At 41.0% G+C, this 13,361-nt stretch carries 8 protein-coding genes and 1 pseudogene; 1 reads left to right on the top strand and 8 read right to left on the bottom strand.

Features of this window, described 5'->3' with window-relative positions; genetic code table 11:
• Nucleotides 1-56: 56 nt before the first annotated feature.
• From BN161_RS23565 to BN161_RS23550, 5 genes and pseudogenes are all read right to left on the bottom strand, one after another.
• Nucleotides 57-2,000, bottom strand: coding sequence for a glycoside hydrolase family 97 protein (locus BN161_RS23565; RefSeq protein ID WP_044270898.1), 1,944 nt, complete (start codon nt 1,998-2,000; stop codon nt 57-59).
• Nucleotides 2,001-2,061: 61 nt separating this feature from the next.
• Nucleotides 2,062-3,111: a serine hydrolase domain-containing protein gene (locus tag BN161_RS30725; RefSeq protein ID WP_244436613.1), complete on the bottom strand. Its 1,050-nt coding sequence runs from the start codon at nt 3,109-3,111 to the stop codon at nt 2,062-2,064.
• A pseudogene (locus tag BN161_RS30195) lies at nt 3,109-5,022 on the bottom strand (beta-L-arabinofuranosidase domain-containing protein); the annotation flags it as partial. The pseudogene BN161_RS30195 and the gene BN161_RS30725, both read right to left, overlap by 3 nt.
• Before the next feature lie 683 nt (nt 5,023-5,705).
• Nucleotides 5,706-7,850: a heparinase II/III domain-containing protein gene (locus BN161_RS23555; RefSeq protein ID WP_052356411.1), complete on the bottom strand. Its 2,145-nt coding sequence runs from the start codon at nt 7,848-7,850 to the stop codon at nt 5,706-5,708.
• A 55-nt stretch (nt 7,851-7,905) separates the two neighbouring features.
• Entirely contained in the window at nt 7,906-9,504 is a 1,599-nt protein-coding gene (locus BN161_RS23550; protein ID WP_052356410.1) for an alginate lyase family protein, read from the bottom strand.
• A gap of 229 nt (nt 9,505-9,733) precedes the next feature.
• Here BN161_RS23550 and BN161_RS23545 point away from each other — a divergent pair, with 229 nt between their 5' ends.
• The gene (locus tag BN161_RS23545) at nt 9,734-11,416 is read left to right on the top strand and encodes a ligand-binding sensor domain-containing protein (RefSeq protein ID WP_244436607.1); all 1,683 of its coding nucleotides are present in this window, start codon (nt 9,734-9,736) and stop codon (nt 11,414-11,416) included.
• 205 nt (nt 11,417-11,621) lie between these two features.
• On the opposite strand, the gene BN161_RS30720 is transcribed toward BN161_RS23545, so the two are convergent.
• The 3 genes from BN161_RS30720 to BN161_RS23535 form a co-directional block, all read right to left on the bottom strand.
• Nucleotides 11,622-11,840, bottom strand: coding sequence for a hypothetical protein (locus BN161_RS30720; protein ID WP_074435186.1), 219 nt, complete (start codon nt 11,838-11,840; stop codon nt 11,622-11,624).
• A gap of 137 nt (nt 11,841-11,977) precedes the next feature.
• The gene (locus BN161_RS23540) at nt 11,978-12,238 is read right to left on the bottom strand and encodes a hypothetical protein (protein WP_044270895.1); all 261 of its coding nucleotides are present in this window, start codon (nt 12,236-12,238) and stop codon (nt 11,978-11,980) included.
• A gap of 19 nt (nt 12,239-12,257) precedes the next feature.
• Nucleotides 12,258-13,121: a S24 family peptidase gene (locus tag BN161_RS23535; protein WP_044270893.1), complete on the bottom strand. Its 864-nt coding sequence runs from the start codon at nt 13,119-13,121 to the stop codon at nt 12,258-12,260.
• Nucleotides 13,122-13,361 lie beyond the last annotated feature (240 nt).

Here is a 13,361-nt window from a genome sequence, read left to right as displayed (position 1 = left end):
TTATTTGCCTATTAATACGAGCGAATCTGTTTATTCACTCAATGAAATATCATATTTTATAATCTTTCTCCTTTGTACTTTTTATACTTCTTCATTTCCTGCCTGTCTATAGGAACCAGTCTTATGGCAGTCCCACCGCTGGGTTTCAGTTGGAACTTCATGGTTTGTGAAGCATTGACAAGCAGATAAGTACATTTTACCTGTGTACTTGTTTTTATATTTTCTCCTCCATCCGTATAGATGTAGGCGAGGTAATTCTTTTCTTTATCAAGGAACGTGAGAGGTATTTCTTCTTCGGAACCTTCATTGTTGGTCATTGCTGCAACAAACCATTCCTGACCTTTTCGGCGTGCCATTGTTATGTTTTTGCCGGGAGTGCCATCCAATACTTTCGTATCGTCGAATACAGTTTGCAAGTTCTCAAACCATTCCATTTCCGGTTCTCCGTGATAGAACGATGGTTTGTCATACCAGAAGATAGTTTGCAGCGGACTGTAGAACACGAGCGATGCTGCCAGTTGGTGAGCATGAGTCGTTTTCAGCCGTTTGTCGAAATAACAGATCGTATAGTCGGCTGCACCGTTTATCATACGAGTGAAGGGGAGCGTGACGTTATGAGTTGCATCGGGAAATTCTTCGTTTCCGCAAATACCTTCCTGAGTTAATAAATTCGGATAAGTACGGCTGAAGCCTGAAGGGCGATATTCATCATGGATATTCATCAGCAGATGATTCTCTGCCGCCAAGCGAACCATGTCGTGCATCCAAGTTGCCCAGCGATGGCTGGCGTATTGTACGAAGCCGGATTTCACTCCGACAATTCCCCATTCGCGGAGCAGTGGGAAAAGTTCACGCATTTGCTTCATGAGTGCATGCTGGTTTACGTACCCCCAGATACCAACTCCTTTTTCTTTACCATAAGCTATAACACGGGGCATATCCAGTTTGGCAACCACTTTTGTGGCATCCCCGTCATGTGAAGTACAGGGCATATACCATTGCCAGTCGAAAAGCATATACGGGATATTATGTGCTGCACAGAAGTCGATGGTTGCAATAGCTCCTTCGGTTGTGATAGTTGTTTCGCGCATGATCTTGCCTGGTTTCACCCATGCGGCGGCATCGGCAATTTCACACGGCGGATTCAGATTCTGGATGATATCATTGTGCTCCAGCAATTCACCCGGTTTGTCGGCTGCCATGACTATCTTCCAGGGAGTGGCATAATAAGTCACCACATCCACGGGGCTATACATTACAGAAGTCAGTGTGTTCTTCTTGTTTGTGGAGGCAAGGTATTTGGTCAGACACCAGTCGTCTACATCAGCATCTGCCAATGCCGCCCATTTACCATTCGGGAGTTCCAGCGTAAGGGCACGTTCTACCGGATGTTTGATATCATCAATGTTCAGGTACTCAAAGAAAGCCTGTGCCCATTGTTCGGTCCATGCTTTTGTACCTGCCGGTAAGGCGTATTCTGTGAGATCACCTACTACTTTATGAAAGATAGCCTTTGGGTGTTCCGGGAAGAAATAGCGGAAAGCTACTCCTTCATTATAGGCACGCACCTCAATGTTGAGCCGGTAGCCGGAGTTATCTTTCTTGGAGAGATAAAGGGTGCCAGCCCGGTAATGATCGCGTACACTGCTACGTTCACCGTAAAGTGGCTGCCAGGTGATGTCTGTTTCGGGTTGGTAGGTCACAGAGTCCACTTCCAGATTGTCCATCCAGCAGGCGGGCTGTTTCAGGTTTCGTGCTCCCAGAGCCATTTCCCATATCCGGTTGTCCAGTTCCAGTCCGGCACGTGATTCATTGACTACAGGTTGTGATTTGTAATCTACCCGATAACAAAGTTCGTTTACCGCAGGTGAAACCTGCTTTTGGTAAAATGCTATTTCATGTGTTCCGTCAGGAGATGTCAGCTTCAGTTCCTTGCCATTGTCTGCAAAGAGGGAAGGAGTGAGAACTAACATAATAATTACTGAGCCGATAGTCTTCATATCTTCGTATTTATTGTTTTTATATAAATACGATTTGGAATATGAGGATACTCAATGTATTCTATCTTTTTAGGGAAATAATGTTCGAGACAGTTTGTGAAATGACAGGACTTCCAAAAAATGACGAGAAGCCATCTTCCTTTTGTGAACTTCCCTGCACATGGGCTATGAAGAATCCATATACCCGGTCCTGTTTATTGATCCATGGATAGGCGCCGGCCCAACCCGGTGAACTGATCTGATAGGCTTCTCCTGTTGCTTTATCAATAAGTTCCCGCCATTCTCCCAAACCATATATGCCAGTATGATGTTTTTTCAGCGCACGTTCCACATATTCACCCGGGTGAACTTCTGCATTTCCCACTTGGTCTGCTTGCATTTCATGTATGGTTTCGGGTTTCAGTATTTGCTTTTCTTCAAATACGCCATTGTGGTAGATCATATCAAGAAAACGCATGTAGTCGTGCAAAGTGGTACAGAGACCTCCACCCAACATGGGAGCGTGTCCGCCATCTGTATTCACGGGCGTGAAGTGGGAGTTTTTCATTCTTAAAGGTCGGGCTATTAATTCCTGAAATAATTCTTCGAATTCTTTATTCATAGCTTCTTCTGCTATCCGGCCGGCTATCTGCATGGCAAGTCCACCATATTCAAAGCGGGTACCGGGAGTGAAAACCGTGTCAAGCGGAAGAATCTCCGTGACTGCCGAATCCAGATGATTGTAATTGTCTACGCGTGGTTCCGGCAGATAAGGGCGGACGCCCGATGTGTGCGAAAGCAACTGGCGTAAAGTAATCATTCCTTTTATGTCGTTTTTTAATTCAGGAATCCATTTCTTTACACTATCATTCCAGTCCAGTTCGGTGCAGTCTACCACTGCTCCGATTACTGCGGCGGCTACCCATTTTCCGGCAGAGGCTACATAGACTTTAGTGTCAGGGGTAACGTCTTTGTAGTTTTTCTGAAAGATAACGCTATCGTCTCTGACTACACAGATTGAGGCTCCCGGATAGTATCCTTTATTCATCCATGAGGTGACAATGGAGTCAAGTGGCGTAAAATCATAAGCCGCCTGCCGGTTATCGGCAGGACGGCATGATGTGAATGACAAATCCCAGTATACAACGTAACGTTGGTGATGTAAGTCATACAGTGGCTTTAAAACATTGCCCTGTGATGTTTTAAATATCAGTTCCTCGCCTGTACGCTGTAAACTGTGTCCGGGGTGTTTCCGGTCTATTTGTAAGGTGGTATTCAGCTCAGCCGGAATATGATAATTGTAAGTATAGTAATCATTATATAATGCCGGATCAGAGAATGGTGCCGGAGATTGCATACCTTCTGTTCCCGATTCACCGGCCAATACCAGCGGTCCGTATAGCAAGGCTCCCTTTTGTGGATTGTCTGGCGTTGTTTCCAGTTGTAGGCTCATCGGATAATTAGCTTCAATGCGATCACCGTCTTTCCATTGGCGGGTTACGGCAATGTATGATCCCGGTTTCTGTTTTACCGATACTTTTTTTCCATTGACGTTTACTTTCACATTTTTACTCCATGATGGATAGCGCAGATAAATCGTAGTGGTGACAAGTTTGTCCGTTTGGATGGTCAATGCAGTGTTCTCTTCTGCGGGAAAAGCTGTTTCCTGGTGCAGAGTTATTCCTTTCGCTTTCCAGTTTACTTCTGACGGGATAAAGAGGTTTACGTAGATTCCCTGGTCATTGTGATAATAGATAGCTTCTCCATATTTAGCATGGTTTTCGAAACCACTGCCTACACAACACCAGAAGGAGTTCTCCCGGGTACTATAAACTTTGTGAGAGCCGGAGAGCAAAGGCAAGAAATAGGATACCATTCCTGTTTCAGGATCTTGTTGCCCAAGGATATGATTATAGAGTGCACGTTCGTAGTAGTCAGCAACTTTGGCATCTCCTGTCCAGCAAAACAGGTGGCGACTGAGTTTCAGCATATTGTACGTACAACAAGTCTCACCGGTATATCCGGTCAGATGTTTGGATAATTGTTGTGGATCGAAATAATGCTCTTTATCACTGCTGCATCCCGGTGTAAAGGTATGATGGTCTATCATGGTATGCCAGAAAAAATCAGTCAGTTTCCGACTGTCATTATCCTGCGTCAGCTCGTAGTTACGTGCTTCGGCAAGAACTTTTGGGATAAAGGTATTCGTGTGCTTGGTTCCTAAATCATCGCGTTGTTCTTTCAGCGGATCGATAACATCATTGTGATAGAAAAATTCAGCAAGCCATTGATAACGCTCGTCGCCGGTGATGGCATAAAGATTATAGAAAGATTCGTTCACACCACCGAATTCATTCCGTATCATCCTTTTCCGGGTGGGTTCATCCAGCGGTTTAAGTTTATTATAAGCCCAGTCGCCCATGCGGGTAACTACTTCCAATGCCTGTTTGTTATCTGTATAGAGATATTGGTCGATCAATCCGGAGAAGAGCTTGTGTAATGTATACCAGGGTGCCCATACACTTGTCCTACGTATGTTCCGATTGATCAATTCTTCCGGATATGCACTGAGATACCCGTTTCCCAAAGCTGCTTGTACTTCTGCCAGACCTGTAACAAGACTGTCACCTTTCAGCTTGAATATTTCGCTTCCGGTAGATGCGTACATGAGAGCATAGGCTGATAGTAAATGCCCTGTTGTATGTCCGCGCAGTTCGCAGTCTAGTGATTCCCAGCCGCCTAGTTTCTTTACGGTCATATACCCACCTTCACGTCCGGCAAATACTCCGGCGTTGTTGCGGAAACTGTGTAGCAAACGATTGGTTGCTATGGAAGTCATCCAAACAGAATCACGCATCATATTGTCGCGAAAACGGCTTGGTAATAAACGCACGTCTTTTAAATCGAAACTCTCTACCTGTATCGGCGCTGTTGTCACTTTTTTCATTTTTCCGGCATGCTGTCCGGGATAAATGGATTGAGCGGAAAGACCAGTTGATAGAGCCGCACAGATTGTCATTAGGATTAAACTCTTATTTCTCATAACTTTTTTATTAATTCTTTCTTTATATATACGAAGTAGAGGGATATATTACTCAAAACCCGTTAGGGGAATTTAAAACTGTATAGCGAGCTATTTTCCTATTACGACTGAGGATAGTTCCCATTAGGACTGAAGGTACTTCCCACTACGACTGAAGGCACTTCCCACTAGGACTGAACTCGTGTTCCACTACAACTGATCTTAGTGGAACATCAAGTGCATTGTCACACAGATAGTTATGCTTCTTTTGCACTTCTATATAGCTCATATCCGGAAAGAAACGAATTAATTTATTATTTCAATAGTTTATTTGTTCTAATTTATAACCACCAAAGATTAGTTTTGTAAATGCTTGATTATCAAGTGTGTTATAATCAGGCTATCTCAGTATGATACTTAGGGTATCTCAATATGATACTGAGGTACCCTAAGTATGATACTGAGACCCCCTAAGTATGCGACTGATCTCGCAAATGTTTTGTTTTATAAATATTTATTATTTATATTGAGAATGGGTACGCGGACGACGCTGATAGAGCGGACGAACGCGGAGTAAGATTTAGCTTCGCTGACCGTTGGTTCCCTTCGGTGTGTAAGTAACTTTTCATCCGCGTTTGTCCGCCTTGTCCGCGTCGTCCGCGTATCAATTTAGCTCATAACCCTACAGAAATGAACTAGTCTCGTCAACGGATTACTTTATATTTTTTAGTGTAAGAATCGAAAATGGATTCATTGGCATTGCGCACATAACTCCCATACCCGATGAACCATTCCAATATGTTTTTGGAAACTGCGGGGTCAGTTCCTTTCTTATAAGAAAAAGCAAGTAAATATGCGTCTGTATCCCAACCGTTCACATTTGTGCAGGAATTCCGGTGCATAATATGCCCATCTGCCCGTGTGTTTAAATAAACATCAGTTATTTTGTCACCTTTAGCAATACGGACACCTTGCAGATCGTCTCCTTTCAGGCGGGTTACCTGAGGACTATTTTTACTTGCAGGAGAATCTTTCAAGATGATTGCCGTTATAAACTTGACACTTTGTGCCTTTATCGGATAGGTTATCGAATAATACGTTTCCATTTCGTCGGTCTTCTTTGCTTTGGGACCCTGGTGAGCTTTCAGTTTCAGATTATAAGGGAAATCATGTTCGAAGTCGCTTTCTGTCAGATAGTCCGGCCATAAAGGGCGTATATCCACAGCGGCCTGTTGGTTGACGACACTCAAATCAATACCATTTTTCCTGCTTACTCCATCCGGGTGAAAAAGCAGACTGAATGTACCGTCTTCATGCGAACAGACATCATCAATAACCAGTATAACATCATCTATCCACAAAAAACTACGGTGGTTTTTAGAAAAGTAGCGGGAAGTAGGTCCGGTCACGTTGGCCAGGATGTATTTGATATTTCCTTCGTTTGTAAGATGATGCAAAGAACCATCGAGCATCGAACCTTTGTACTGTTGCTCTTGAGGCTGGGCCTGTCCATTAAACAACAGTACATTATGGGCCTGGCTGTGGAAGAAATATTCACGATACCACGGATTGGGATACCAACAGTTTCCGCCATCCTTAATTACTTGCTGTCCATTATGAAAAAGGATAAATGAACCTGCGTCTGCATGAGAGTGATTCCATGTATGTCCGCATTTCACTCCTAACAGAGTTGTATTTTTCTCCCAAGAAGTACGCATCACACTCCAACCCATTCTTTCATATACCGTAGATAGCGACAGGGAAGGTTGCAGTGGAGCCGCAGATAAATCGGGAGTGTACAATAACCCCATGGGTGTATCAGTCGGCATACTCTCTTTTGCCTGGTTTTTCCGTACCTGTGTGAGATACCATAACATATCCGTTTTCTGAAAACCTAATTCCCAAAGTAATTTCAAGACTCCTTCACCATTGGCGGCAATGTTGCTGTCGCCAAAATAAAGGGAAGGAAGATAATCACCGTCGGCAGGATAACAGGTATACATAAAATAATCTGCTGCACGTTCAAACAGCTTCCTTTCCGGCCATTCTGCCCGGGGATTGAAATTCTGCATGGCAAGGCGGAAGGTCAGGTATTGGGTGAGCCCGTAATTGGCGTAACTCACACTTTCGTAATAAGCTCCATTATCGAAGTTAGCCGGTTTGTTTTGTAAGATATCTCCTTGAAAATTAGCCCAGTCTGTTGTTGCCCTACTTACCATATCAATCCATTCGGCAGCCTCGGGAATTTCGTTGCTGACGGCCATGGCAGCAATTCCGGTCATGGCAATACAGGATACCCAATAGTTGTGCCCCATGGAATTGATTGCATGGAAGCGAGTTGCCGGTGATAGCCAATCGTGCAGCGTCGGACGGATTCCTATTTTGTAAATGGCTTGTGCCAGTTCTTTCCGTTCTTTATCTGAGAGTTCGTTATAGATAGCATCGAAACCGATAGCCATTTGATGATTGGCATGGGCGGTGCTTAGCAATGAAGTCCAGGCAGGCTCCCGATTCAGCATATCCTTTGCTTCGAGGGTTTCTTTTCCACCTGTCTGCCGGATTGATTCTTTGATCTTATCCGCATATCTTTTTTCGCCTGTCACCTGGTATGCCAATGCCAGATATTCCAACTTGCGGTAAGGATTGTTTTCTTTCAAGGCTTCCCTGGCTACTTGTTCTACCTGGGTGTAATTGGCTTTGACTTCTTTATCCGATTTGAGATGTTCTTTCAGTGTCGCTATCCGATCGGGGGTAAAGAACAGATAGGGGTGTTGTTGCTGCGCCCGGATTGAGAAAACCAGGGAACAAAACAGAATGAGCGTCAGCACATGTTTTCTTTTATTTCTCATAATTTCTTTGTTAATTCTTTCTTTAGTATAGATACGAAGGAGAGAAATATATTACTCAAATATCTTCCAGCTTTTCAAATGAGCGAATCCATTCCACAATTACCGGTTCATTACCGATATTCCCAAAATTGAGAATAAGAGTAATGTTTGTTGGCCTTTCTGTGAAGTGCGTTCCATTATTTGACAGATAGTCTGTAATCTTGAATACATAGATATCTTTTCCTATCTTTTTAGCCTTATCTGAATCTAACTTCCAAAATTCCGGAGCACTGGCAACGCTATAGCTTAATTGTAACCAGTCTTTATTTGCGGATGCTGGAATTTTGGGTGCCTTTACAGCAATATATGGATAGTTTCCTGCCTGATAGGAAATCCTTTTCTTTTGCATATTTACTCCGGATGATACAAATGACATTAGATTATCCACCTGTTTATAAGAGCAATTGGCGAAAGCCCATCCTTCCAGTTGGGAAAGATCCTCATTTATTTGTCCGGGGACTTTCCTTTCACTTAAGTCCTTTCCCAAATAGAACAGCAGGCTGCCGAAGCCTGGGTTATCACAAGTAAATCCCGGTCCTTCAGGGCGTATCATGCCTAATACAATTTGGGTATATGGCATTTCTAACCCTTTGCGTTCAACATAGTGATTGTAGGCTATTTCAAATAATGAGCGGAAACGTCCCATTCCTTCTTCCCCTAACGTAGTCCAGTTTGAATATTTTCCGGTTATATCTTTCCAGGTAAAGAAAGGTACTTCATAGCCCAGATTGGATTTGGCCAGGTATTCATAACCTTTCATAAGGCGATTATCCAAAGCGCTATACAGGTCTCTGCCTTGTGTCCAGGCTATTTCGGCAATTTCCGAGAGGCATCCTAACCCTAACATGGCATGTTGCTGGTCACGTCCACTTTCCTGTATCTGGCCGGATTCTGCTACGTAGTTGGGAAGAGTTCCATTGTCATGGCCTTTCAGAAAAAACTCTATAGCGTCTTCATACAACTTTTTATCGTTCAGAAATACTCCGAATGCCATTTGTGCCTTAGTTACCGCAATTCCCCAGTTACCGTTGGTGTAAGGTTTGGTATTGTAGAAAGTAGTAAGTATCGGCTGGAATACATTTCGGAACATATTTTCTACTTTGGGGGTATCTTTTGCATCCCATCCGTTGGCATATTTATCTGCTGTATATGTATATCTCATGATTTCAGCTGCGTTTACCAGCATAAATCCTTGAAGGCCGGCACAAAGCGGATCGTCCGGACCTTCTATTTTCTTTAGGGTACTTGCATACGCTCTGATAATTTCCATTGCTTTGTCTGCATGGGGCTCTTTTCCTGTGACTATCCAAAGAATGGCATTGTAGTAAGCTGCATTAAAATCTCGTTCACAAGGATCTTTGGTATAACCATATCTACCGGCACGACTGATAGTTTCGAAAGGTCCTTTTATACAATAATCAGCTTTTCCCTCAGGCATTCCTCGCATTATGTTGAATGAACCGTAAGCTGGTTGTGCCTCATTTCTGACAAGTTCCCGGATTCTTTTTAATGAAGACTCAGAATGAAGTAAGCCCGGATGAGTAAACTCTTGACTGTTTATATTCAGCATATAAAAGAGAAGAATGAATAATGGAATAAATTTCTTTTTCATCATATTCTTAAAATAATAAGGTTAATACATATTAGATAGAAGTCAATATGTGTATAGCGTATTTACGAGCCGATTTACCTAAAGCGGCATCGCATTTTTTAATTTAATTATGAAAAACAATTATACGTATAATGCATCATGAGATTAAACTAAGTTTTAGTGAACAAAACTTATACATTCTATCAAATAAATTATTAAGTTTGTCGGACTTCTTAGTAATAATAAGGGGAAAATGATTGATTTTTATGAATGTATGAAGGACACATATTATTATATAGGGAGAGTTGCTCAATTTGCCATTCATTATTTGTTTATGGCGATAATGCTGTTGTTGCCATTATCTCTGTATTCAATTCAACGGTCTCCTGTTTTTCGCTCTGTAACTGTATCTGAAGGTTTATCCCATAATACGATAAATGCTATATATAAAGATACCCGTGGTTTCGTATGGTTAGGAACACAGATGGGATTGGATCGTTTTGATGGGGTAAATGTGACGACTTATCCTCAATTTTCCGGGAGAACTGTTTTTTCGATAGCAGAGACTGATTCTGTAAATTTATGGGTGGGTACAGATATAGGATTGATAAAGTTTAATCGTAAGACAGAGACGGTTGAACCGATTGTTTTAGATGGCAAATCTTTGTCTGTAAAAGTGGTTTTTGTGAGTAAGAAGGGGAAATTACTACTTGGTAGTTCACGTGGATTATTTCTGTATGAAAGTGGTGTATTCAGAAAGATTCTGCTGGACTCCAATGCCTTGTCTGTTGTGAATGGCCTAATGGATATTGTAGATGGAGAGGATGATAGTGTTTGGATTGCTTCAAATGGAGGATTGATCCATTATAATATGGAAACTGGAAGATCACGAGTGTTTGAGAATAATATTAGAGGAGGATTAAATTACTATAACTGTCTGGCTTTGATGGGAAATACTATTTATTTAGGTACGGCAAACCAGGGTATGCTGAAGTTTGATATTGGACAGGAAGTTTTCTCCATATATCCGCAAATAGGTAATGGATGTATTAAGGATTTGGTACCTGTAGGTAATGATACATTGTATGTAGGAACCAATGGAAGTGGTGTCAAAATTATAAAAGCATCCTCCGGACAAGAAATAACGTCAATAGAACATTCTATACAGGAAGATGTCATTTGTTCGAATGCTGTTTATTCATTACTGAAAGATAAAAATATCCTTTATATCGGTACTTACATGGGTGGAATGAGTTATACGCCTACGCGTGGGAATACCTTTTCCATCTATTCTTTTAAGGATAAATTTGATTCCCATAATCTGAATGTGCGTGCGTTCTGGATTGGTAAACAAGGGCGAAAAGTAATAGGTACCCGTGACGGACTTTATTATATTTCCGAAGAAGAGAATATAGTGAAACATTACACTATAAAATCTTCTATATTACGTTCGGATATTATTTTATCAGTTAAACCTTTGGGAGATGATTATTTGATAGGAACTTATGGTGGTGGCATGTATTTGCTGCATGCAGAGACGGGTAAACTGTCTTTCTTTAAACCGGATGATTGCTTCAGGCAAAATTCATTTACCGGATGTGAAAGAGATAAAGAGGGCAAGTACTGGATAGGGAGTTCTTATGGGGTGTATGTCTATAATGAATTGACCGGTCAGTATGTAAATCACAATAATAGAAATTCGTCTCTTGCCATAAATTCAATATTTACTTTAAAAGCTGATTCAAAGGATAGGATTTGGATCGGAGCGAATGGAGCTGTTTTTTTGTATGATATGTCAACCGGTACTTTCAAGTCGGATGTATTTCCTGAACATATAGAACCGTTTACAAAAAGCATACGGTATATTTATGAGGATAATCATAAAAATCTATGGTTTTGTGACGATAAAGAGGGATATAGGGGGCAATACAAATAGTATAAATTGAGGTGGGGAGAGTCGAGAGGGCTGAAACGTCGATGTGATGCGGGTTTCAGCCTTTTTTGTTTTGTGAAGGTGAATGGAAACAAATCGTGCAAGTGTGTTAAACTTGAGTGAGTTTGGGTTAAACATTTGAATGATGTTTAATATGATGGTTTAAAGTGAAGTTAAACAGGGTTTAAGTGGTAGTTAAACCTTGCTTCTACTTTTCGGAAGTTTGAGCGCTGCGAATGAGATGGGATTGTTTTATGATAGCCCGGGTTGTTGGTAAGGAACTTCCATCGGAGAGACCGGAATGAGCGAGAGTGCTTTTCTTTATTCCAATTGTGGCCTCGTCTAAGGTATCGTATATTGCAGAGATACTACCGAAATAATAATCTCTTTTCTCGAAAATTAGATGTACATGGATTACTTTTGTCATTGTGCTATATAGTTTATTTTATACAGCAAAACTACTATATATTTATTATATGGAATAAATTAAAATATTAATAATGCGAAATAGACAAAAAATACCATAGTAATATAGTTAATGAAGGAGTTTGTTTATATGTACTATTAAGATGGCTTACGGGTATTTTCTTCTATCTGAAGAAATAAATTTATGAGATGGCTAAATGCTATAAGTAGAAGCCCAGTAATGCCACCACCAAGCAATATTGCTAGCCCTATAGCAATGTTATATATAAAACTAATACCACTACTGAAATCGCTATTAAAAAGAGTAATGATACCAATTACCAAGCCAAGAAAAAATAATATTTTACCAATTATTCCTATTGTCTTAGATATAGGTTTTAGTAAACTAAAATCGTACATAGTATTAATATTTAATGGTTTATAATCTTTTAGAACAAGCTCTCACACGATACAACTTGAGTATGTCACCTTTGAATATTTTGAAAGGACTATAATTGGGGCTTGTACATACAATGAAATTTTCGTCAGTAGCTTTTTCTATGAATTTTATCATACGGTCTTCGCGGGTAATAATGAGATAAATGGCACCGGTTTGCAGGAATTCCCAACTACTTGAAATATTATCAATTGATTTTATACCAATCCAATCACCACTCGAAATGATTGGCTCCATGCTTACACCAACAATGGGAAACACAGCCTCACAACCTTCGAACACACCCAATTCAACAAAACCATCTGGAGTAGCACTTGAGAAGACTTCCGATTCAAGAACACCGAGCTGACCGGCGCTTACAGGGAGATTATAAAATGGTACTGAAGTACGGGTTTGTTCAGTTAGCAATTCTGGTATGTGTATTTGTTCCCTACGAAGCTTTACAGATACTTTCTTTTTTGTTTTTCCATACTTAATATCAGAAGAGTCGCTAACGATGCCTAAGCCTATAGAGCTAACCCCTAAATCCAACCCTACAATATCTTTTTTATCATGTTCTACTGATTGGTTACAATTTGGGTTACAGTTTAGGTTACAATTATTCTCGCTGAGATTTTGGTTATTTAGCATTTCCCCCTTGCCAAGAACAATCCACGCTGGAGACAAATTAGGATAAATGGCGAAAACTTTTGCAATAGTATCTTCCGTAATACCTGTAGAACTTTCTAATGTTCCTCTTGATATGCCTGTAGCTGCATAAAAATCTCGCTTGCTAATACCTAAAGTATCAACAAAATGCAAAATCCTTTGCTTTATCGGTGAAATTTTTTGTAATATTCCTTGCATTTGGCGAAATCTTTTGTAATTTTGTACCCAGTTAACGGAACAAAAGTAATAATTAAAACGAGAAAAGTTATGGAATTAGCTGAAAAACTGAAAGAAAAGCGTACGACACCTTATAAAGAGGTGGCGGAAAAAGTAGGCGTATGCACGCAATACGTGGGTAAAATAGCCCGTGGACAAAGAGTGCCGAAGCGTAATAGCGGAAAAGCGATGCAGGTGCTGAGAGAACTTGAAAAGATGTGT

It is taken from the genome of Bacteroides timonensis (genome assembly GCF_000513195.1).
In the GTDB taxonomy this organism is placed as follows: domain Bacteria; phylum Bacteroidota; class Bacteroidia; order Bacteroidales; family Bacteroidaceae; genus Bacteroides; species Bacteroides timonensis.
This window is presented reverse-complemented; position numbering and strand designations above follow the sequence as displayed.

Coding starts and splice junctions, on each gene's coding strand:
- BN161_RS23565 (WP_044270898.1), bottom strand. CDS start 2,000: ATGAAGACTATCGGCTCAGTAATTATTATGTTAGTTCTCACTCCTTCC.
- BN161_RS23555 (WP_052356411.1), bottom strand. CDS start 7,850: ATGAGAAATAAAAGAAAACATGTGCTGACGCTCATTCTGTTTTGTTCC.
- BN161_RS23550 (WP_052356410.1), bottom strand. CDS start 9,504: ATGATGAAAAAGAAATTTATTCCATTATTCATTCTTCTCTTTTATATG.
- BN161_RS23545 (WP_244436607.1), top strand. CDS start 9,734: ATGATTGATTTTTATGAATGTATGAAGGACACATATTATTATATAGGG.
- BN161_RS30720 (WP_074435186.1), bottom strand. CDS start 11,840: ATGACAAAAGTAATCCATGTACATCTAATTTTCGAGAAAAGAGATTAT.
- BN161_RS23540 (WP_044270895.1), bottom strand. CDS start 12,238: ATGTACGATTTTAGTTTACTAAAACCTATATCTAAGACAATAGGAATA.
- BN161_RS23535 (WP_044270893.1), bottom strand. CDS start 13,121: ATGCAAGGAATATTACAAAAAATTTCACCGATAAAGCAAAGGATTTTG.